Consider the following 21,201-nt stretch of genomic DNA (forward strand, 5'->3'; position numbering starts at 1 on the left):
CAGAAGGCGGGCGCCGCAGCGCCCGCCCGCAAGACCGACGATCAGCGCGGGCCGCCCGGGCCGCCGGCGCCACCGCCGCCGCCCGCACCGCCGGAACCGCCCGGCGACGCCCCGCCGGCACCGCCTGCCGCGCCACCACCCGGCCGGCTACCGCCGGCACCGCCACCGCCGGCACCGCCACCGGCGGCACCGCCGCCCGAGGCGCCGCCGCCAGAGGATCCGCGCTCGGCCGCTCCGCCGCCGCGCGCCGGGGCGGGGCCGTCACCGCCGCGCCCGGTGGTCGCGCCGGAGCGCTCGCCGCGATCCGCCGCGCCGCGCTCGGCCCCGGACGATCGGCCGGAGCCGGACCGCTCGGTCGCCGCCGGCCGCTCGTTGCGTTCCGCCGCGCCGCTGCGCCCGGACCCGGATCGATCCGGGCCGGAGCGCTCGGCTCCCTGTCGGTCGCCGCGCGACGGGGTCGCGTCGCGACCGCCGCGCTCGCTCTGCTCCTGCCGCTGTTCGCGACGCTCCTGGCGGCGCTCGGCGCCCTGACGCGGCTCGTCACGGTCGGCATCGCGGCCGGCCCGGTTGCGGTCGCCGTCCGACCGTCCGCTCTCGCGGCGGTTCTCGCGCGACTCGTCGCGGTCGCGGGCGGCGGTTCCGTCCTTCTGGGTGTCGCGGTCGCGCGGGCCGGTGCCCTCGCGCTGCGCCGGGCTGCCGTCGCGACGCTCGCCGGTCGCCTGTCCGGGCTGCTGCCCCGGCTGCTGGCCGGGCTCGCGCCGCTCGGCGGCGCCGGCCGGTGCGTCGCGGCCCGGTTCGGTCCGGCCCGGCTCGCCGCGCCCCGCCTCGCGGGCGGCGCGCGGGGGATTGTCGCCGAGGCGGCCGCGGTCGCCTTCCAGCGCCTGCGGGGCCGGGACGTTGCGGGCCGGCTCCACGGTGGTGCGGGTCTCGCGGATCCAGCTCCGGTCGCGCACCACCCGGCTGCGCCGGTCGCGCAGGTCGTTCGCCTGGATCTCGACCGCGCCGGGGATCCGGCCGGTGCCGACCAGCACCCGCGGCTGCACCGACCAGGTGCGGATCGGCCGGCCGTAGGCCGCCGCGATATAGGCGGGCGGAATGCCCGGATTGACGGCGAAGCGGGGACCGCGGTCGGAGACGATCACGGTGCGGTTCACGATCACGGTCTCGCGGATGTAGACGTCGCGCTCGCGCGGCGGCAGCAGCACCGAGGCGATCGATGCGGCGACGAGATCCTGCGGCCGCACGAAGCTCCAGTAGGCCGGCCGCTCGCGCACCTCGACGACGATCTCGTCGGGCGGCAGCGGCGCCCAGCCGACCGCCTTGTCGCCGCGGCGCCAGTCGACCCAGGCCGGGCCCCATTCGCGGCCGGGCACCCACACCCAGCCGGTGTCGCCGTCGTCGACCCAGCGGCCGTAGTGATAGACGACGAGGCCCCAGCTGGCCTCCTCCTCGATCGGGTTCCAGTACCAGCCGTAGTCGTCGGTGTAGACCCAGCGGCCGCGCGTGTAGGGCCGCCAGTCGCGGCCGACGCTCGCCGGCACCCACACCTCGCCCCAGCGCTGATGGCGCTGCCACTTGCCGTGCGGCTCCAGCGCGGTGCGGAATTCGGTCGAGACCTCGACGCGCTCCTGCGCAGCCGCCGGCGCCGCCGGGGTCAGGATCGCGGGAAGCGCGACGGCCGCGGCCAGAAGGCTCGCAGCCAGCGTGGTCGAGCCGAGCAGGCGGGACGCGGTCGAGCCGCGGTCGTTCGGACCCATGGCACTCTCCTCAGGACGGCAGACGGGGGGAAGGCCGCGGTCCCTGCCCGCGGCGTGCGGGCCGGAGCGGTGGCCGCGCGGCGGACGTGACGGCCGGCTCAGCGCAGGCCGAGGAAGGACAGGATGGCCACGACGACGACGATCAGGCCGATGATGTAGATGATGCTGTTCATGCCTCGCCTCCAGCGTATCGGGCCGCCGCCGCGGCCGGTCGCTGGCTCAACCGGGGCGCCAGTCGAAAGTTCCTGCCGCCGGTGCGGCGCTGCCGGCCACGGCCGCGTGCGGCCGATCCGGAGCGCGACGTGCGGCCGGTACGTGGCATGCCGGAGGCCGCCTCCCCTTGACCCCGTGCCGGCACCCGGGTACTGCCGATCTGGAATTGTTTCGAACGGATTTTTTCTGGCGGCCGGCCATTCCTGTCGCTGACGTCGTCGATCGAGCCGGACGCCCCATTTCGGAGAGTCGTCATGCGCATCGTTTTCGCCCTCGTGGCCCTGGTCGCGGTGCTGTTCGCGTTCGACAAGATCCCGTTCGCCTCCAAGCGCCAGCCCGCTCCGGCCACCGCCGGCCAGACCGCGTCCAAGGCTCCGCCCGCGTCGACGGCGGCGGCGCCGTCCGCGGCCGCCAAGCTCGCCGAGGCGCCGCGCCCGACCTACGTCGTCACCCGCGAGTGCACGCGCGCCCCGTGGGGCACGATGAACTGCAAGGAAGTCAGCACCCCGAAGCCGTGATCCCGGGCGCCCGGCCGCGTCGCCGCGGCCCGGGGCGCCGGAGGTCCGATGCTGCCGCACCGGCGGGCCGCCGGTCGCCTGCTGTCGCCCGGTGATCGCGGGCGGGCGAGGCGCCGCCTCGCCGGCGGATGCCGCTGCTCGCATCCGGAAGCCGCAGTCCAGATCGCCCGAACCTCCCGCGGGGCCGCCATGACGGACCGATTCAAGCGGCGCGCCTGGGCGCCGGAGGTGCTGCGGTCGCTGCGCTGCTGCGTCGAGCAGACCGACGCCTCGCCGCATGCGATCGCCAAGGCCCACGGTCTGCCGCCGTCGACGGTGCGCGACCTCATCCGCCGCGAAGGCTGGCGCCGGCCGGGCGAGCCCGCACCCGAGGCGGAGGACCCCGCCGCGACGGCTTCGGCTGCGGCCGAGGCGGAGCCGCCGGCGGTGCCCGAGGATCTGGTCGAGCGTCTCGAGCGCGCCGTCGCCCGCGAGATCGCCGTGCTGGAGGCGAGCCGCAGGGTGCCGCCCCGCCGGGCCGGGTCGGCCGCCGACACCGAGCGCGTCGTGCGCAGCCTCGAACGCCTCACCGACACGCTCGCCAAGGTGCGCCGCATGCGCGAGCCGGCCGCGAGCGATCCCGATGACGACCTGCCCCGAGACATCGACGAGTTCCGTCGCGTGCTTGCGCGCCGCATTGAGCAGATCGTCCGCGGCGGGACTGACGGAGACGCTGCTGGCGGCGATGCCGCCGGCGATCCTGCGCCGGATCGCGGCTGACTTCGCGCTGTTCGCCCATCCGCATCAGGAGCATGCCGAGACCGGCAACGACGGCGGGCCATGGACGACCTGGCTGGTGCTGGGCGGCCGCGGCGCCGGCAAGACCCGGCTCGGCGCCGAATGGGTGCGGGCGCTGGTGCACGGCACCGCGCCCTGGGCGGCGCAGCGCTACGGTGCGCTCGCGCTGGTCGGCGAGAGCGAGCGCGACGCCCGCGACGTGATGGTCGAGGGCGTCTCCGGCCTCCTGAGACTGTCGCCGCGCGCGGAGCGGCCCGCCTGGATCCCGACGCGGCGCCGGCTCGAATGGCCGAACGGCGCCGTCGCCCGGGTGTTCTCGGCCGACGATCCGGATTCGCTGCGCGGGCCGCAGTTCGACGCGGCGTGGTGCGACGAACTGGCGAAGTGGCGCTACGCCGACGCCGCCTTCGACATGCTGCAGTTCGGCCTGCGGCTCGGCGTGCGGCCGCGCCAGATGATCACGACGACGCCGCGCCCGATCCCGCTGATCCGGCGGCTGATCACCGATCCGCACACCCGCGTCACCCGGGCCGGCACGGCGGCCAACCGCGCGAACCTCTCGCCGGTGTTCCTGCAGGCCGTGGTGGCGCGCTACGCCGGCACGCGGCTCGGCCGCCAGGAGCTCGACGGCGAGCTGATCGACGACCGGCCCGACGCGCTGTGGTCGCGCGCGCTGATCGAGGCGTGCCGGGTGCGCGCCGCGCCGCCGCTGATCAGGATCGTCGTCGGTCTCGATCCGCCCGGCTCGTCGCGCCGCGGCGCCGACGCCTGCGGCCTGGTCGCCGCCGGGCGCGGGGAGGGCGGTGTCGTCTACGTGCTGGAGGATGCGACCGAGAGCGGGCTGACTCCGGCCGCCTGGGCGGCCCGCGCCGTGGCACTGGTCCGCCGGCTCGACGCCGACGCGATCGTCGCCGAGGTCAACATGGGCGGCGAGATGGTGCGCACGGTGCTTCGCGAGGTCGACGCGAGCGTGCCGGTGAAGGCCGTCCACGCGACCCGCGGGAAATGGCTGCGCGCCGAGCCGGTCGCGGCGCTCTACGAGCAGGGCCGCGTCAAGCATGTCGGCGCCTTCGCGGCGCTGGAGGACGAGATGTGCGACTTCGGCCTCGACGGCCTCTCGTCCGGCCGCTCGCCCGATCGCCTCGACGCGCTGGTCTGGGCCGTCACGGCGCTGACCAGCGGCTTTCGCGCCGGCCCGCGGGTGCGCGGGCTGTGATCAGCGCCGGCGCGGCCGGGCGGGCTCGCGTACCGGCTGCGTGCTGCCCGGCGGCTCGATCGTCGCCGGCAGCAGCACGATCGCGAGGGCGAGCAGCAGCACCGGCATGGCGTCCATGACGATGGTGGCGACGGACTGTTCCATGGGGGTGCTCCTTTGTCCCGCGATAACGTCCTCGAACACGAGGCAAGCATCGTGCCGACATGCACGCGCGGCGCGGTCGCGGCTCTCTCGACGGGGCCGTCGACGTGACAATTCCTAACATCGTGGCGAGTTCGCCACCATGGAGCGAACGACATGGCTGGTCGTCGGTACGGCGGCGGGCCGACGATCGCGGTTAACGGCACGTGAATGTTGCATCGGCGACACGCCGCGCCCGCGCCGCGGGCCGTCGCGCGCGACGTGATCAGCTCGAACGGTACGGGAAAGGACTTATCCCGATTCCGTCTGATCAGCGCGGGTTCGGACCCTCTCCCCTCGCGGGAGAGGGTGGTTCCTCGCGCAGCGAGGAACCGGGTGAGGGGGCCTCCGCAAACTCCGAGCTTGTGGCACGCCCCCTCACCCGTCTCGGACCTTCGGTCCGAGCCACCCCCTCCCGCGAGGGGAGAGGGAAGGGCGGCTCGTCGCAACGCGAGGCCGAACTGATTCTCCGGAAGCCGTGCTCGAGCAGCTTGGTCGTGATGAATCGGACCCGACGTCCGCTCGTCCGCGCGAAGGCGGGGACCCAGGGGCCGCCCGACACGTGGCTCTGGAGTCCCGCGTTCGCGGGAATGAGCGGAGGGGTGGGTCTACTTCAGTGGAAGCCGCGCTAGCTCTCGTCCTCGCCGGCGTGGCGGCGGCGGGCGTCGCTGAACTGGACCAGGTTGCTCGGCGTCCCGCGCATCTCGGCGATGGCGCGGGCGATGGCCCGATCGAGATCCTCGAGCCGGAACGGCTTGCGCACCACCGTGAACTCCGCATGGGCGCGCGCCGCCGCCTCGCTGTAGCCGGTGACCAGCACGACCGGCAGGCCGGGATGCTGCTTGCGCAGCGTGCGGGCGAGGGCGAAGCCGTCCATGTCGCCGGCCATCACCACGTCGCTGACCACCAGGGCGAAGACGCGCTGCGCGCTCGCCGCGAGCGCCGCGCGCGCGTCGCCGACGCGCTCCACCTGCCAGCCGAGCTCGGCCAGCATGGCGGCGCTGAGATCGGCGACGGCGGGATTGTCCTCCACCAGCAGCGCGGTGCCCTCGGCCGCCGCCGGCGACGGACCCTCGCTGTCCGCCCGCGGCGCCTCGTGCGAGCGCGGCAGGTACAGCGTGACCGTGGTGCCGGCGCCGAGGGTGCTGTCGATCGTGACGGTGCCGCCGGACTGATGGGCGAAGCCGTGCACCTGGGAGAGGCCGAGGCCGGTGCCCTGCTGCGCCTGCTTGGTGGTGAAGAACGGATCGAACACCAGCGGCAGGACGTCGGGGGCGATGCCGGTGCCGGTGTCGGCCACCGAGACGGCGACGAAGTCGCCGGCGATCGCACCGGGCGTGTCGCCCGCCGCCAGCACGACGTTCTCGCAGACGATCGTCACGATGCCGCCGTTCGGCATGGCGTCGCGCGCGTTGACCACCAGATTGAGCAGCGCGAGCTCGAGCTCGCTGACGTCGACCTTCACGGGCCAGACGGCGCGCGGCGCCGCGATGGCGAAGGTCGTGGTGTCGCCGATCGAGCTCTCCATCATCGACCTGAACCCGTCGAGATGCTCGTCGATCCTGATCACGACCGGATTGAGGGTCTGGCGGCGCGAGAAGGTGAGGAGCTGGCGGGTGAGCGCCTCGCCGCGCCGGGTCGCGATGCCGATCGCCTCGACGGCGCGCATCGCCTTGGGCTCCCCGGCGGCGAGCTTGCCGTCGGCGACCGCCTGCAGGGTGCGCAGGTGGCCGCCGATGATCATCAGCAGGTTGTTGAAGTCGTGGGCGACGCCGCCGGTGAGCTGGCCGAGCGCCTCCATCTTCTGGGCGCGGGCGCGATGCGCCTCGGCCTTCTGCAGCGCCCGTTGCGCCTCGCGCCGCTCGGTCACGTCGCGGGTGATCTTGGCGAAGCCGATCAGCGTGCCGGTCTCGTCGCGGATCGCGTCGATCACGACATGCGCCCAGAACTGGCGGTCGTCGCAGCGCACGCGCCAGCCCTCCGCCTCGTAGCGGCCCTCCTCGGCGGCGCGCTGCAGGGCGCGGGCGGGGTATCCGGCGGCGCGCTCCTGCTCGGTGTAGAAGCGCGAGAAGTGCTGGCCGACGATCTCCTCGGCCGTGTAGCCCTTGATCGCCTCGGCGCCGGCGTTCCAGTTGGTGACGATGCCGTTGGGATCCAGCATGAAGAGGGCGTAGTCGGTGACGCCCTTCACCAGCAGGCGGAACTGGCGCTCGCTCTCGCGCAGCGCCTCCTGGGCGGCGCGCCGCTCGGTGATGTCGCGCGTGATCTTGGCGAAGCCGACCAGCCGTCCGCCCTCGACACGGATCGGCTCGACGACCACCGAGGCCCAGAAGCGGGTGCCGTCCTTGCGGACGCGCCAGCCCTCGCCCTCGTAGCGGCCCTCGCGGATCGCCGTGTCGAGCACCCGCACCGGCAGCCCGGAGAGCCGGTCCTCGCGGGTGTAGAAGCGCGAGAAGTGCTGGCCGACGATCTCGTCGGACGAGAAGCCCTTCAGGCGCTCGGCGCCGGTGTTCCAGCGGGTGATCACGCCGCTCGGATCGAGCATGTAGATGGCGTGGTCGGTGAGGCTGTCGACCAGCAGGCGAAAGCTGCGTTCGCTCGCCTCCAGGACCTCCCGGGCGGCCTGACGCTCGGAGAGATCGCGGGTGACGAGGGCGAAGCCGATCAGCCGGCCGGGGGAGTCGAGGACCGGCCGCAGCACCGACGAGGCCCAGAAGCGCGAGCCGTCGCGGCGCAGGCGCCAGCCTTCGCGCTCGGCACGGCCGGAGCCGCGCGCCTCCTCGATCATGGCGTCCGGCACGCCGGCGTCGCGGTCCTCGGGCGTGAAGAAGCGGGCGAGCGGCTGGCCGATCGCCTCCGACGGCGCGAAGCCTTCGATGCGCTGGGCGCCGGCGTTCCAGCTCGCCACCGTGCCGTCCGGCTCCAGCATCGCGATCGCGTCGTCGCTCACGGCGTCGACCAGCCGCTGAAATCGGCGGTCGTCGCTCGGCTGGCGGGATGTCTCGGTGGTCAGCTTCATGATCCCGGGGGACTGCGGCCGCCTGTCGACGGTGCCATGGGAGGGAAAGACGAGGGGAGGGGGCCGCGACGACAGGCTCCGGCACTTGGGCGAACGTCCCGGCGGCGGAATTGTTCCGGTGGGCGCGGCGGTCACGGCCCGGCGAGTCGGCCACCCAGCTTCTGGACCGTCTCGACCACCCACATCCGGTAGCGCCCGAGCGGCGTCACGCCGGTGAGGCCGCCGCAGCCGGCCGCGAGCTTCGGCCCGGTCGACCAGCTCACCACGCCGACGATCTCCGGACCGGCGGCCGCCGCGGCGAACACGGGCGCACCCGAGTCGCCCGTGCAGGCGCCGCGGCCCGGCGTCTCGCCGCGCGTCTGCGGATCGAACAGGCGCAGCTGCAGGGATCCGGGACGGCCGGTCGCGACCAGGGTCGCGGCCCGGGCCGTGCCGCCGCTGCGGCCGTCGCCACGCACCGAAAGGCCCATGCCGACCACCGTGAAGGCGTCGCCCGGCGCGACCGCCGCGCCGTCGCGCGCCAGCGGCGCCGGCACGAAGCCCGGCGGCAGCGGCGCCGCGGTCTTCAGGAGGGCGATGTCGGCGGTGGCGCGGTGGCCGGTGAGCGCCGCCATCTCGAACCCCGGATGGCGCGCGATGGTCGCGACGTCGAGCAGGGTCGGCCGGCGCGCCGCGTCGAAGGCGACCAGCTTGTAGTCGGCGCCCGGCTGCACGCAGTGCGCCGCGGTCAGCACCAGGCTGCGGGCGATCGCCGCGCCGGTGCACGAGGTGCCGCGCGAGCCGACGATCATCACCACGTGGCGGGCGAGATCCGCCGGCGCGTCGGGCGTCGCCACCATGGCGGCGGCGGGCGCGATCGGTGCGGCGAGGACAGCCGCGGCGGCGGCGATGGCGATGACGGCGCGCTCGACAGACATGCGCGCGACAAGCCGCAGGCCGGGCGCCTTGTCAACCGCGCCCGCCCGCCCGGCGCGCCCGGCGCCCGCGGACCGACCTTCACCGAGCGGAGATCCCCCATGTCCTCGATGCTTCTCGCCGGGCCGGCGAGCGAGCCGCTGACGCTCGCCGAGGCCAAGGCGTTCCTGCGCGTCGACCACGCCGACGAGGACGCGCTGATCGACAGCCTGATCGGCGCGGCCCGAACGCTGGTCGAGCGGGCGACGCGGCGCGCCCTGATCACCCAGACCTGGCGGCTGGTGCGCGACGCCTGGCCGGCGGGCGGCCGCATCGCGGTGCTGCCGGCGCCGCTGCGCAGCGTCGCGGCGGCGCGCGTGTTCGACGCCGACGGCCTGCCGCGGGCGATCGACCCGGCGGTGTTCCGGCTCGACACCGCCTCGGCGCCCGGGATCGCCGGCTTCGACCGCGCCGCCGTGCCGGAGCCGGGCCTGCGGGTCGCCGGCGTCGCGATCGACGTCACGGTCGGCTACGGCGACGACGCGGCCGCGGTGCCGGCGCCGCTGGTGCAGGCGGTGCGGCTGTGGCTCGCGCACTTCCACGAGCATCGCGGGATCGAGACGGAGGCGCGGACGCCGGCCGCCATCGCGGCGCTGATCGCGCCCTACCGGGTGCTGGCGCCGTGACGCCCGATCCCGGACGGCTCCGCCGCCGCCTCGTGCTGGAGGCGCCGGCCGAGACCGCCGACGGTGCCGGCGGGGTCCTGCGCACCTACGCGCCGGTCGCGACCCTGTGGGCCGCGGTGGAGCCGCGCTCCGCGCGGGCCGCCGTGGAGGCCGACGGGGACGGTGCGGCCATCACGCACCGCATCCTGCTGCGCGCCGGGCCCGCCATCGGGACGCGTCACCGGTTCCGGCTCGGCACCCGCGTCTTCCGCGTGCTCGCGGTGCGCGATCACGACCCGGCCGGGCGCTTCCTCGCGATCGACGCCGAGGAGCGCGCCGACTGATCCCTTCGCCGTTTCGAGACGGAGACCTGTCATGACCACGTCCGCCGTGGCGCTGCGCAGCGCCGTGCATGCCGCCCTCTCCGCCGACGGGGCGCTGCTCGCGCTGCTCGGCGGCGCCCGCGTCTACGACGAGCCGCCGCGCCGTCCGGCCTTTCCCTACGTCACGCTCGGCGAGGCGCGCACCACCGACGCCTCGGCCGACGCCGCGCCGGCCGAGGAGCATCAGCTGACGCTGCACGCCTGGTCGCGCCAGGGCGGCCATCGCGAGGCGCACCAGATCGCCGGGGCGCTGCTGCAGGCGCTCGACGACGCGGCGCTGGCGCTCGCCGGCCACCGGCTGGTCAACCTGCGCTTCGCGCTCGCCGACGTGCGGCGCGAGAGCGACGGCCGCACCTACCACGCGCTGGTGCGCTTCCGGGCCGTCACCGAGCCGGCGTCCTGATCAGATCGGAGAGACACCATGGCCGCCCAGAAAGGCAAGGACCTCCTGCTGAAGATGCAGGACGGCGCCGGCTTCGCGACCGTCGCGGGCCTGCGCTCGCGACGGCTCGCCTTCAACGCCGAGACCGTCGACGTCACCCACGCCGAGTCGGCCGACCGCTGGCGCGAGCTGCTCGACGGCGCCGGCGTCAAGCGCGCCTCGGTGGCCGGTCGCGGCCTGTTCAAGGACGCCGCCTCCGACGCGCTGCTGCGCCAGGCCTTCTTCGACGGCGCGGTGAGGACGTATCAGCTCGTCATCCCGGACTTCGGCAGCGTGACCGGCCCGTTCCAGATCACCAGCCTCGAGTTCGCCGGCGAGCACGACGGCGAGGTGACGTTCGAGCTGGCGCTGGAGTCGGCCGGCGCGCTGACGTTCACGGCCGGGTAACGCGAACAGGCTCCGGCGTTCCCTTCCGCCTCCACGACCCACAGGTGGATCATACCGCTCCATGTCTCCGTCGCGTCGGAGCTCGTGCGCCTGCGCGACGGCTACGGCGCGCTCGCCGTCGAGGTGAAGCTGCTGCGCCTCCATCTGCGGCTCGCCCGCGAGGAACGCGTCGCGCTGAAGGCCGCCAGCGACATCGCCTTCGCCCGGTTCATGTCCTCGTTCCGCCGCTGGGCCGAGACCTGCCGCAAGGCCAACTTCGATCCGAACCAGCCGCGCGTGCCCGCCGGCAATCCGGACGGCGGTCGGTGGACGAGTGGGGGCGGAGGCGGACCTGCCGCAGGCGACGACTCGCAAATCCTCTCGGACGCGACGCCGGACAACGAGTGGATCCCAGGGGCGCAGTACGCACAGGCAGGACCCCGGGGCCCGCGAGGTACGACACCGGTCCTGATAAACGGGAGGGTGGTCTCACCGACGCCGGCCCAGGCCGCGCGTTTGGCGGTTGCACAGGCCCAAGCAGAAGCTGCAATCGCACGCGTCCAGGAGTATGATCCCCGGTGGACGCCGAGCCCGAGCGCCTATGAGACGGTCGAGGGTCTGATCAGTAGATATTCTGATCAGTAGATATGAAGGACAGATGCGAGAAGCCGAGGCACGTACGGCGTATCTGGCTGCAAACGGGATCGGACCCGGGCCATTCGCGGTCGAATGGATACCCGCCCGAAATGCCGGTCGCTTGACCGCCGAGGAACGGGCCGAATTGGACAGGATCGGCGACACGTATGGGTGTCATACTTGTGGGACACTCAATCCGGGAACACCGAGTGGACATTGGATCCGGGACCATCAACCTTCAAGAGCTGCAAACATCCCTGTCAGGGAATACCCTCAGTGTTCATATTGCAGCAGCAGACAGGGATGGACGGTGCGTTATCTGGGATACCGACGATGACGGCATCGATCGAAATTGATGTCATGAACGGGCTGCTATTTCTTCATGACCCGGCTGTCGACAACATTCCGGAGGTTACCAGAGCCGGCAGTTGCTGGTCCAATTCGGACTGTGTTGCGTTTTCCTGCCAGAACGAGTGCTTCGGGCCAACCAAGTTGTCTGTCGGTCCTTCCGCGGAGATCAATCCGGCCCGGGAGCTCGTGTTCGATGGGATCTTAAGGACTCCGAGCCGCGAGATCGTCGTCGATACCGTGCTGAGCGAGGTCGTACTGAAACATCGTGTTCAGACGAATTCCACACGGGTCAGGATATGGACCCTCGGGGCTCGCGAGTCGGAGATCGTCATTATCGGATTGGGCTGATCGCTGAAGACTGCTGGAACGACGTCCAAAGACGCGAGTGACGATCATGCCTGACGATCAGCTCGACGAACAAGAGGAAACATGGAGCCGGCTTTACGACCGCATCACCCGGCTGCTGGGCGGATTCGGAGTTGCGGACCCACTGGGCTCGGGCGACTACCTCGTCGTCGACGACAACTACGGCTTCCGCTCGAACACCGTGGAAATCCATTCGCTGGCGATGTTGCGTCCCGCCGTCGTCAGTGCGCTGCAGGCGCAGCTCGAGGACGCCGACGATTGGGAGATCGTCGTGACGGTCGATGTTCCCGGCACGGAGGGACATTGGCCGCCCATGGGCCTGATCATCCGTCGCGACGAGATCGTCGACGGCCTTCAGCGAAGTTACCTTCCGAAGGAGTTACGAGACATCGCATACGAGGGGAGTCGGCCGGGCACGGGCCACGATTGATCCGAGGCGGGCCGTCGGATCCGTGATTCTGTTTCCGGGTGATCGGTTCGCCGTCACTCCGGGGCGCAGCGAAGCCGCGAACCCGGAGTCCAGCGAGAACCTCCGGGCGCTCGGCCGGATTCCCGGAATGACCAGCGCACCGGTCGGCTGTCTGATCTTCGGTGTGCCCGGCAACGGCGCCCCGGATGACCCAGTATCCACCGAGCTCCGTTGGTTTTCAGTCGAGAGGCTGCGGCGTACTGGGTGCTCCGCCTTCGATAGTGCCGGCCCTGCGGCACCTGCTGGCGCTCGCCCAGGCGCGAGCGCATGGGGGCCAACGTCAAGCCCGAAGCCCCTCGTCCGTCGTGCTCCGCGGATCAGAAGCGGATCATCGGCGCGGATGAATGCGCCAAGTCCGGCGGCCGGACGACGTGAAGCATCATGTCGATCATTGCACGCCGCGCTCCGACGTTTCGTTTCGTGACCGGGAAACAGGCTGTCGAGGTCCGAATCCACGCCTCCACGCTCATCGACGGGCACTGGAGCTGCGCCTGCGGGACCGGCTGGCGCGGGACGACGCGCGTTTCTTGGGCCGATCGTCCGTGGCGGGCCCGCCGCCTGCGGTGCCGCATGCCGCGAACGAAGAAGGCCGCGGCGCTGGCGCCGCGGCCTTGGTCGATCCGACGAGCGCGACGCCCTCGGGTCCGTCAGGCGCTCACTGCAGCGTCAGGCCGGAGATGCCGAGCGCGACGTTGACGCCGACGTAGTTCTGCAGCGCGACCGGCTGCAGCGACACGACGCCGCCCGGGCCGCCGGAGAGGAAGTTGCTGCCCAGGCCGACGCCGACGGCGAGCGAGCTCGAGGCGCCGGTGTAGCGGCCGGCCAGCGCGTGGCGCGGGATGCGCTTCACGGGCGGCGCCCACACGGTCCACACCACCGGGCCACCCTGGCTGAGGCCGACGTCGACGCCGACGCGCGAGATGGCACCGGCATACACCTGCTGGCGGCCGCGGATCGGCTTGAACACGCAGTGCGCCTGCTGGTTCGAGCCGAGCACCATGCCGACCGTCGGGGACACCTCGCAGGCGAGCGTGCCGGCCTTGACCAGCGATTGCGCCGACGCGGGCGAGCACGCGAGCAGCGCGCCGCCGGCGAGCAGGAGAGCAACCTTAGACAGAGACATAAACACCTCCACATCCTTCCATGCGGTCGCCGCATCGCCGACCCGGACTCGCCTGGTCCGGCGAGACCGACTCGGGCGAAGGCGGTGGAGCCGCGCGCGACGATAGAGGAGCCTCGCCGGCGCGAGTCAATGTTCGGAGCGGGCCGGTGGAGCAGTCTGGACGCATTCCGGACGAGGGTGCGGCGAAGCGGACACGGCGTCACGCCGCCGTCGTCGGCCGGGCACAGGATCGCCGCCGTGTCGCCACGGAGTCGCCGCCTCGGGACAGCTTCTGCGCGCAGCCGCGATCAGGCGGCGGCGGTGGCGCCGGCGTCCGCCTGCGCGGGCGGGCGCAGCAGGATGCAGCGGGCGACGTGAGTCGCCGACGCCGGCCGTTCCTCCGGCACGCCGGCCTCGCAGGCCGGCACGGCCTGGGCGCAGCGCGGCGCGAAGGCGCAGCCGGGCGGCAGCGCGCCGAGGTCGGGCGGGGCGCCCGGGATGGTCGCGAGCCGCGTGCCCCTGGTGAACACGTGGTCGGCCCGCGAGGCGAGGAGGCCACGCGTGTAGGGATGCGCGGCGGCGCGGATCACGTCGCGGCAGTCGCCGCGCTCGACGATGCGGCCCGCATACATCACGGCGATGCGGTCGGCCACCTCGGTGGCGACGCCGATGTCGTGGGTGACGAAGATCACGGCGAGGCCGAACTCGCGCTGCAGCTCGCGCAGCAGCAGCAGGATCTGGATCTGCACCGTGGCGTCGAGCGCCGTGGTCGGCTCGTCGGCGAGCAGCACCTTGGGCCGGCAGGCCAGCGCGAGCGCGATCATGGCGCGCTGGCGCATGCCGCCCGACATCTCGTGCGGATAGTTGTCGAGCCGGGTCTCGGCCGAGGGGATGCGCACGCGCTCGAACAGCTCCAGCGCGCGGGCGCGGCCGGCCTTTCGCGACACGCGCTCGTGGCGCACCACCGCCTCGGCGATCTGGTCGCCGACCCGGTACACGGGATCGAAGGCGAGCCCGGGCTCCTGGAAGATCATCGCCACGGTGCCGCCGCGGAAGCGCGCCAGCTCCCGCCGCCCGAGCGCCGCGACGTCGCGCCCGTCGACCGTGATGGAGCCGCCGATCCGGGCGCGCTTCTCCGGCAGCAGGCGCATCAGGGCGCGCAGCGTGACGCTCTTGCCGGAGCCGGACTCGCCGAGCAGCGCCACCACCTCGCCGGCGGCGAGCGACAGATCGACGCCGGCGACGGCGCGGACCGGCCTGGCGCCGCCGACGAAGTCGACCGTGAGGTTCCGGGCGCGGACCAGCGGCGCAGCGGGGGGCGGGGTGCTCATGCGGCGTTCTCCCGGAGCGGCGCGGCCCGGGGGTGGCCGGAGCCTGGCTGCGCCATCAGGCAGGCGACCTCGTGCGGGCGCGCGACGGGCGCGAGCCGCGGCTCGACATTGGCGCAGATCGCGGAGGCGAAGCGGCAGCGCGTGTGGAAGCGGCAGCCGGAGGGCGGATCGATCGGGTTCGGCGGATCGCCGAACAGCGGCGCCTCCTCGGTGCGGGCGTCCGGATCCATCGACGGCATCGAGGCGAGCAGGGCGGCCGTGTAGGGATGGCTCGGGCTCTTCAGGATCACGTCCGACGGCCCGACCTCGGCGACCTTGCCGAGATACATCACCATCACGCGGTCGGCCATGAAGCGCACCACGTTGAGGTCGTGCGAGATGAACATGTAGGTGAGGCCGAACTCGGCCTTGAGGTCGAGCAGCAGGTTGAGCACCTGCGCCTCGACCGACTTGTCCAGCGCCGAGACGGCCTCGTCGAGGATGACGAGGCGCGGCTGCAGGGCGAGCGCCCGGGCGATGTTGATGCGCTGGCGCTGGCCGCCCGACAATTCGTGCGGATAGCGGCCGGCGAAGCGGGCCGGCTCCAGCCCGACCTTGAACAGCAGGTCGTGGGCGCGGCCGGTCGCCTCGCGCCTGCCGACGCCGTGCACGCGGGGCCCGAACGCGATGGTGTCCTCCACGGTGAGGCGCGGGTTGAGCGAGGCGTAGCTGTCCTGGAACACCATCTGGACCTCGCGCCGGTAGGTGGTGAGATCGAGGGCGCGCGAGCCCAGCGCCTCGCCGTCGAACACGATCTCGCCGGCGTCCGGCGCGATGATCTGCATGACCAGGCGGGCCGTCGTCGACTTGCCGCAGCCGGATTCGCCGACCACGCCGAGCGTCTCGCCCTTGGCGATGGAGAAGTCGACGCCGTCGACGGCGCGCACCGCGCCCTTGGTCTCGCCGCGCCAGCTCCTGCGGCCGCCGAAGTGCTTGACGAGGCCGGTGACGGACAGGAGCGGCTGGGCCGGCCCGCCACGGTCGCGCGCGGCGGGATCGAAGGCGGGATCGGAGGTCGCGTCGGAGGCCGGTTCGGTCACGCCTTCACCTCCATGGCCGAGCGCAGGCCGTCCGACAGCAGGTTGAACGAGATCGAGGTGACGAAGATCATCACGCCGGGGAGGGCCGCGACCATCGGCTGGGTGTAGATCGCGGTGCGCAGCGTGTTGAGCATCAGGCCCCATTCGGGCTCGGGCGGCTTCGAGCCGAGGCCCAGGAACGAGAGGCCGGAGGCCAGGATCATCGACACGCTGATCAGGCTCGTCGAATAGACGAAGATCGGCCCGAGCACGTTGCCGAGCACGTGCACGCGCACGATGGTGAACGGCCCGGCGCCGGAGACGCGGGCGGCTTCCACGTAGTCGCGGTTGCGGATCTGGGTGGTGACGCTCTCGGCGACGCGCGTCACCTGCGGGACGAACACCACGGTCAGCGCCACGATGGCGTTGAGGATGCCGGCGCCGAGCGTGCCGGACAGCGCGATGGCGAGCAGCACCGAGGGGAAGGCGTAGAACACGTCGACGGTGCGCATGATGATGGTGTTGAGCCAGCCGCCCGCATAGCCGGCCGCGACGCCGAGGAAGGAGCCGACCGCGAAGGCGCAGAACACCGGCAGCACGCCCATGACGAGCGACAGGCGGCCGCCGTAGATCAGCCGGCTCAGCATGTCGCGGCCGAGCTCGTCGGAGCCGAGCAGGAAGCCCGGCGTGCCGATGGGACGCAGGCGGCGGATCATCGAGCTCTTGTAGGGGTCGGCCGGCGCGACGTAAGGCGCGAAGATCGCGGCGAGCACGATCAGCAGGATGATCACGGCGGCCGTCACGGCGACCGGATCGCGCGCGAGCCGGCGCAGCACGCCCGCCCAGTAGCCGCGGCCGAGCTTCTTCGCGGGCACGACGGCGGGGGCCGGGGCGGAATCGACGGTCGTCACGGCCATGGGTTCTCTCCGTCACCCCCGCTTGATGCGGGGATCGAGGGCCGTCTGCAGCACGTCGACGGCGAGGTTGAGCATCACGAAGAACATCGCCAGGATCAGGATCGTGCCCTGCAGGAGCGGCAGGTCGCGCTGGAAGATCGCGGCGTTGAGCAGGAAGCCGGAGCCCGGCCACGAGAACACCGTCTCGATGAGGATCGAGCCGCCGAGCAGATAGCCGAGCTGCAGGCCCATGACGGCGAGCGCGGTCGGCGCCGCGTTGGTGACCACGTGGCGGAACACGCCGAACTCGCTCATGCCCTTCGCCCGCAGCGCCTCGACGAAGTCCTGCGAGAGGATGTCGCCGACCAGCGCCCGCACGGTGCGGGCGATGACGCCCATCGGGATCACCGACATGGTGACGGCGGGCAGGATGATGTAGCGCAGATGGGCCGCGTCGGGCCGCCAGTCGCCGGAGCCGTCCGGGCCGGCGCCGGTCGGCGGCAGCCAGCCGAGCTGCGCCGAGAAGATGATCACCAGCACCATGCCGAGCCAGTAGTGCGGAACGCTGACGCCGAGCACCGAGACGAAGGAGGCGAGCTTGTCGAGCCACGAGTCGCGAAAATAGCCGGCGACGAAGCCGAACAGCGTGCCGAAGGTGAAGCCGATCAGGGTCGCCACGGTGGCGAGGATCAGGGTGTTCTTGACGGCGCGCAGCACCTCGGTCGCCACCGGCCGGCCGGTGGCGATGGAATGGCCGAGGTCGCCGTGCAGCACCTTCCAGAACCACAGGCCGTACTGCACCGGCAGCGGCTTGTCGAAGCCGTAGGCGGCCTTCATCTGCTCCTGCAGCTCGAGCGTCGCGTCGGCCGGCAGGATGGCGGTGAGCGGATCGCCCGGCGTGATGTGCACCAGCAGGAAGCACACCACCGTGACCCCGATGGCGACCGGCGTCACGTAGATCAGGCGGCGCAGCGTGAAGGCGAGCATGGTGGACCCTCTGAGTCGTCATGCCCGGCCTCGGGCCGGGCATCCACGTCTCGACGGCGCGTCAGCGAGAAGAGGCGTGGATGGCCGGGACGAGCCCGGCCATGACGGCATTCTCACTTCGCCATGGAGATCGGGGAGAAGTCCTGGAACCAGTTCTGGGCCTGGACGAAGCCGGTCACCTTGGGGCTCATGGCGCGCGGGTTCACGTCGTGCGTCACCATCAGCCAGAGCGCGTCGTCGACCATCTTCTCGTGCACCTTGCGCAGCACCTTGTCCTGCTCGGCCTTGTCGAAGGTGTTGCGGACGCCGTCGAGCAGCTTGTCCATCGCGGGATCGCAGTAGTAGCCCCAGTTGACGCCGGCCGGCGGCGCGAGGTCGCACTGCGAGAAGCGGATGAAGCCGGTGAACGGATCCTGGATGAAGTAGGAGTAGTTCATCGCGGTGGTGCCCATCGCGGTCGGGTGCTTGGCGCCGGCCCGCCAGATGTTGATCATGGTGTTCCACTCGACCACCTGATACTCGACCTTGATGCCGACCTCGGCGAGGTTCTGCTGGATGAACTCGTTCATCGGCAGCGGCTGCATCTGGCCCGAGCCGGAGGCCGAGATCAGCACCTTGGTGACGAGCGGCTTGCTGGGGGAGAAGCCGGCCTCGGCGAGAAGCTTCTTCGCCTGCGCCGGGTCGTAGCCGATCTTGAAGCTCGGATTGCCGAACCACTGGTGGCCGGGCGGAAAGAAGCCCTGGGCCGGGATCATCAGGCCGCCGAGCAGCTCCTTGAGACCCTCGCGGTCGACCGCGAGATTGGCGGCCTTGCGCACCCGGATGTCGTTCCACGGCGAGCCCTCGGCGCGCGAGAGGTGCCAGGTCCAGTTGTGCGGATAGGCGTTGGTGACGATCTTGAAGCCGGCCTTCTTGAGCGACTCGACGGCGTCGGGCGCCGGCGCCTCGATCCAGTCGACCTGGCCGGAGCGCAGCGCGGCGACGCGGGCGTTCGCCTCGGGGAGCGGCACCAGCACCAGCTTGTCGAGCTTCGGCACCCGCGCCTTGTTCCAGTAGGCCGCGTTGGGCACCATCTCGGCGCGCTCGCGCGGCACGAAGCCGGTGAGCTTCCACGGGCCGGTGCCGGACGGCGTGCGGGCGAACGCCTCCCAGCTCCTGCCGACCTTCTCCCACCGGGCCGGGGACGACATCATGATCCAGGCGAGCTGGTAGAGCAGCGTCGCGTCCGGCACCTTGGTGACGATCTCCAGCGTGGTCGGATCGATCGCGCGATAGGAGGCGACGGCGGGAATGCGGGTGCGGCCCTGCGCCGACTGGCGCGGATCGTATTGCGGCGCCTTGTCGTCGAGCAGCTTGTCGAGGTTCCACACCACCGCGGCGGCATCGAACTTCGAGCCGTCGTGGAACGTCACGTCGTCGCGCAGCTTGAAGGTCCACCTGGTCTTGTCGGCCGGGTCGACGCTCCACGAGGCGGCGAGGCCGGGCCGGATGTCGGACGGCTTGTCGGCCGACGACATGTCCCAGTCGACCAGCGCGTCGTAGACCGTGTAGCCCATGAACCGCATGCCCTCGCCGCCATTGTCGGTCTGGCCGGTGGTCAGCGGGATGTCGGAGGCGGTCATGCCGATGCGCAGCGTGCCCTGCGCCTGGGCGGGCAGGGCGGCGAGCGGCGTCAGCAGGGTGGCGGCGAGGAGGAATGCAAGAGTCCGGGATGCCATTGCGATGCTCCTGAAACGGGATCAGAGCAGAAGACGAACGGCCGAGACCGTGCGTCGATCGTCGCTTCGCCGTCGTCGTGGCCGGGCTCGCCCCGGCCATCCACGTCTTTCGCGCGGCATACGCTGCTCGTGGATGGCCGGCACAAGGCCGGCCATGACGCGTTCACGGGAAGCCGCGATGCCTCACTCCAGCCCGATGGTGGTCAGGTCCTGGAACCAGTGCTGCGCCTGGACGAATTTCTTCACCTTGGGCGACAGGGCGTGCGGGTTGGTGTCGTGCACGACCCACACCAGCGGCGCGTCGTCGACCACCATGGAATGCGCCGCGGCCATCAGCTCGTCCTGCTTCTTCGGATCGAAGGTCTGCTTGGCCTCGTCGATGACGGCGTCGACCTTCTCGTTCTTGTAGAAGCCCCAGTTGACGCCGACCGGCGCCACCTGGCCCGAGTGGAAGAAGCGGATGATGGCGTAGAGCGGATCGGACGTGACATAGGCGATGTTGTTGGCGGTGAGGCCGGCCGACATCTCGTCCTTGGCGCCCTTGCGCCAGTAGGTGTAGAGCGCCTCCAGCTCGACGACCTTGAAGTCGACCTGGATGCCGATCTCCTTGAAGCTCTCCTGCAGGAACTCGTTCATCGGCAGCGAGAGCATCTGGCCGGTGCCCCCCTGGGCGATCACGAACGTGGTCTTCAGCGGCTTGTCGGGACCGTAGCCGGCCTCCTTCACGAGCCGCTTGGCCTCGGCGAGGTCGTACTTGATCTTGAACGACGGGTTGCCGAACCACGGGCTCGACGGATCGACCTGGCCGACGGCCGGCTTGGCGAGGCCGTTGAGCAGCTCCAGCATGGCGTCGCGGTCGATGGCGAGGTTGAGGGCGCGGCGCAGCCGCACGTCGGTCCACGGCGAGCCGGGCAGCTGGCTGAGGTGATAGTTCCACACGTGCGGCGTGACGTTGGTGACGATCGTCATGCCGGCCTGCTTCAGGCGCGGTACCACGTCCGGGGCGGGCGTCTCGATGAGATCCACCTGGCCGGCGAGCAGCGCGTTGGTGCGGCTGAGCGCCTCCGGCATGGGGATCAGCACCGTGCGGTCGGTCTTGGGGATGCGGTTCTTGTTCCAGTAGGCGGTGTTCTTCACGAGCTCGGCGCGCTCGCGCGGCACCAGCTTGTCGAGCTTGAACGGACCGGTGCCGGACGGGCTGGCCGCGAACTTGTCCCAGTCGCGGCCGAGCTTCTCGTACTGGGCCGGGCTCGACACCAGGAACCACAGCATCTGGTAGGGGAAGAAGCTGTCGATCTCCTTGGTGGCGATCTCCACCGTCCGGGCGTCGATCTTCCGCCAGCTCGCGACCGAGGGGAGGCGCGGCTTCACCTGGGCGCTCTGGCGCTTGTCGAAATGCGGCGCCTTGTCGTTCAGGACCTTGTCGAGATTCCAGACCACGGCATCGGCGTCGAACGCGCTGCCGTCGTGGAACGTGACGCCCTCGCGCAGCGTGAAGATCCATTTCTTCTTGTCGGTGCCGTCGACCTCCCACTTGGTGGCGAGGCCGGGGATCAGCTTGCCGGGCCGGTCGGCGACGTCCATCTCCCAGGCGACCAGCGGATCGTAGAGCGTGTAGCCGGTGAACTGATAGGCGCCGGCGCCGCGGTCCGGCTGGCCGGAGGTGAGCGGGATGTCGGCCAGCGAGATGCCGTAGCGGACGACCGATTCGGCTCGCGCGGGCGTTCCGCCGCCGGACGCTCCGGCGACGAGCAGGCTCAGGGACAGGGCGGACAGCAGGACACGCATCGAGTTCTCCAGCGGGGGTTCGGCGCTGGAAAAGCAATTACGGTGCCACCGTCCGAAGGTTGAAGCGTC

General features: G+C 71.8%; 21 protein-coding genes. 10 read left to right on the forward strand and 11 right to left on the reverse strand.

Going from position 1 to position 21,201, the window contains the following annotated elements:
* Positions 1 to 41: 41 nt before the first annotated feature.
* Positions 42 to 1,757, reverse strand: coding sequence for a DUF6600 domain-containing protein (locus tag J2S22_RS24620; RefSeq protein ID WP_272778425.1), 1,716 nt, complete (start codon positions 1,755 to 1,757; stop codon positions 42 to 44).
* Between the two features lie 467 nt (positions 1,758 to 2,224).
* Here J2S22_RS24620 and J2S22_RS24625 point away from each other — a divergent pair, with 467 nt between their 5' ends.
* The 3 genes from J2S22_RS24625 (at position 2,225) to J2S22_RS24635 (ending at position 4,481) form a co-directional block, all read left to right on the forward strand.
* Positions 2,225 to 2,488, forward strand: coding sequence for a hypothetical protein (locus tag J2S22_RS24625; RefSeq protein ID WP_272778426.1), 264 nt, complete (start codon positions 2,225 to 2,227; stop codon positions 2,486 to 2,488).
* 228 nt (positions 2,489 to 2,716) lie between these two features.
* Positions 2,717 to 3,247, forward strand: a complete 531-nt coding sequence (locus tag J2S22_RS24630) for a hypothetical protein (protein ID WP_272778427.1) — start codon at positions 2,717 to 2,719, stop codon at positions 3,245 to 3,247.
* Positions 3,213 to 4,481: a DNA-packaging protein gene (locus J2S22_RS24635; RefSeq protein WP_272778452.1), complete on the forward strand. Its 1,269-nt coding sequence runs from the start codon at positions 3,213 to 3,215 to the stop codon at positions 4,479 to 4,481. The genes J2S22_RS24630 and J2S22_RS24635 overlap by 35 nt, the downstream gene beginning before the upstream one ends.
* On the opposite strand, the gene J2S22_RS24640 is transcribed toward J2S22_RS24635, so the two are convergent.
* The 3 genes from J2S22_RS24640 to J2S22_RS24650 all read right to left on the reverse strand — a co-directional run bounded on the left by J2S22_RS24640 (position 4,482) and on the right by J2S22_RS24650 (position 8,597).
* The gene (locus tag J2S22_RS24640) at positions 4,482 to 4,625 is read right to left on the reverse strand and encodes a hypothetical protein (RefSeq protein WP_272778428.1); all 144 of its coding nucleotides are present in this window, start codon (positions 4,623 to 4,625) and stop codon (positions 4,482 to 4,484) included.
* A 664-nt stretch (positions 4,626 to 5,289) separates the two neighbouring features.
* Entirely contained in the window at positions 5,290 to 7,680 is a 2,391-nt protein-coding gene (locus J2S22_RS24645; protein WP_272778429.1) for a PAS domain S-box protein, read from the reverse strand.
* Between the two features lie 131 nt (positions 7,681 to 7,811).
* The gene (locus J2S22_RS24650) at positions 7,812 to 8,597 is read right to left on the reverse strand and encodes a S1 family peptidase (RefSeq protein ID WP_272778430.1); all 786 of its coding nucleotides are present in this window, start codon (positions 8,595 to 8,597) and stop codon (positions 7,812 to 7,814) included.
* Positions 8,598 to 8,696: 99 nt separating this feature from the next.
* Between J2S22_RS24650 and J2S22_RS24655 the strand changes: the two genes are divergently transcribed.
* From J2S22_RS24655 to J2S22_RS24685, 7 genes are all read left to right on the forward strand, one after another.
* The gene (locus tag J2S22_RS24655) at positions 8,697 to 9,260 is read left to right on the forward strand and encodes a head-tail connector protein (RefSeq protein ID WP_272778431.1); all 564 of its coding nucleotides are present in this window, start codon (positions 8,697 to 8,699) and stop codon (positions 9,258 to 9,260) included.
* Entirely contained in the window at positions 9,257 to 9,583 is a 327-nt protein-coding gene (locus J2S22_RS24660) for a phage head closure protein (RefSeq protein ID WP_272778432.1), read from the forward strand. The genes J2S22_RS24655 and J2S22_RS24660 overlap by 4 nt, the downstream gene beginning before the upstream one ends.
* A gap of 31 nt (positions 9,584 to 9,614) precedes the next feature.
* Positions 9,615 to 10,025, forward strand: a complete 411-nt coding sequence (locus J2S22_RS24665) for a DUF3168 domain-containing protein (RefSeq protein ID WP_272778433.1) — start codon at positions 9,615 to 9,617, stop codon at positions 10,023 to 10,025.
* A gap of 18 nt (positions 10,026 to 10,043) precedes the next feature.
* The gene (locus tag J2S22_RS24670; RefSeq protein ID WP_272778434.1) at positions 10,044 to 10,451 is read left to right on the forward strand and encodes a phage major tail protein, TP901-1 family; all 408 of its coding nucleotides are present in this window, start codon (positions 10,044 to 10,046) and stop codon (positions 10,449 to 10,451) included.
* A gap of 84 nt (positions 10,452 to 10,535) precedes the next feature.
* Complete coding sequence (locus tag J2S22_RS24675) at positions 10,536 to 11,075, forward strand: hypothetical protein (protein WP_272778435.1); 540 nt, start codon at positions 10,536 to 10,538, stop codon at positions 11,073 to 11,075.
* Positions 11,076 to 11,399: 324 nt separating this feature from the next.
* Positions 11,400 to 11,765 carry a hypothetical protein gene (locus J2S22_RS24680; RefSeq protein WP_272778436.1) on the forward strand — a complete coding sequence of 122 codons (366 nt, stop codon included), beginning with the start codon at positions 11,400 to 11,402 and terminating at the stop codon, positions 11,763 to 11,765.
* Positions 11,766 to 11,811: 46 nt separating this feature from the next.
* Positions 11,812 to 12,213 (forward strand): hypothetical protein, encoded by a 402-nt coding sequence (locus J2S22_RS24685; protein ID WP_272778437.1) that lies wholly within the window; start codon positions 11,812 to 11,814, stop codon positions 12,211 to 12,213.
* A gap of 694 nt (positions 12,214 to 12,907) precedes the next feature.
* On the opposite strand, the gene J2S22_RS24690 is transcribed toward J2S22_RS24685, so the two are convergent.
* From J2S22_RS24690 to J2S22_RS24720, 7 genes are all read right to left on the reverse strand, one after another.
* On the reverse strand, positions 12,908 to 13,375 hold the full coding sequence (locus tag J2S22_RS24690; protein WP_272778438.1) for a DUF992 domain-containing protein: 468 nt from the start codon (positions 13,373 to 13,375) through the stop codon (positions 12,908 to 12,910).
* A 287-nt stretch (positions 13,376 to 13,662) separates the two neighbouring features.
* Entirely contained in the window at positions 13,663 to 14,685 is a 1,023-nt protein-coding gene (locus J2S22_RS24695) for an ABC transporter ATP-binding protein (RefSeq protein WP_272778439.1), read from the reverse strand.
* A complete protein-coding gene (locus J2S22_RS24700) occupies positions 14,682 to 15,764 on the reverse strand; it encodes an ABC transporter ATP-binding protein (RefSeq protein WP_272778440.1) in 1,083 nt (360 codons plus the stop codon). Before J2S22_RS24700 ends, J2S22_RS24695 begins: the two co-directional genes overlap by 4 nt.
* Entirely contained in the window at positions 15,761 to 16,660 is a 900-nt protein-coding gene (locus tag J2S22_RS24705) for an ABC transporter permease (RefSeq protein ID WP_272778441.1), read from the reverse strand. Before J2S22_RS24705 ends, J2S22_RS24700 begins: the two co-directional genes overlap by 4 nt.
* Positions 16,661 to 16,672: 12 nt before the next feature.
* Positions 16,673 to 17,626: an ABC transporter permease gene (locus J2S22_RS24710; protein ID WP_272778442.1), complete on the reverse strand. Its 954-nt coding sequence runs from the start codon at positions 17,624 to 17,626 to the stop codon at positions 16,673 to 16,675.
* A gap of 113 nt (positions 17,627 to 17,739) precedes the next feature.
* Entirely contained in the window at positions 17,740 to 19,344 is a 1,605-nt protein-coding gene (locus J2S22_RS24715) for an ABC transporter substrate-binding protein (protein ID WP_272778443.1), read from the reverse strand.
* A 183-nt stretch (positions 19,345 to 19,527) separates the two neighbouring features.
* The gene (locus J2S22_RS24720) at positions 19,528 to 21,132 is read right to left on the reverse strand and encodes an ABC transporter substrate-binding protein (protein WP_272778444.1); all 1,605 of its coding nucleotides are present in this window, start codon (positions 21,130 to 21,132) and stop codon (positions 19,528 to 19,530) included.
* Positions 21,133 to 21,201 lie beyond the last annotated feature (69 nt).

The sequence above is a fragment of the Rhodoplanes tepidamans genome (genome assembly GCF_030813915.1).
GTDB classification, from domain to species: domain Bacteria; phylum Pseudomonadota; class Alphaproteobacteria; order Rhizobiales; family Xanthobacteraceae; genus Rhodoplanes; species Rhodoplanes tepidamans.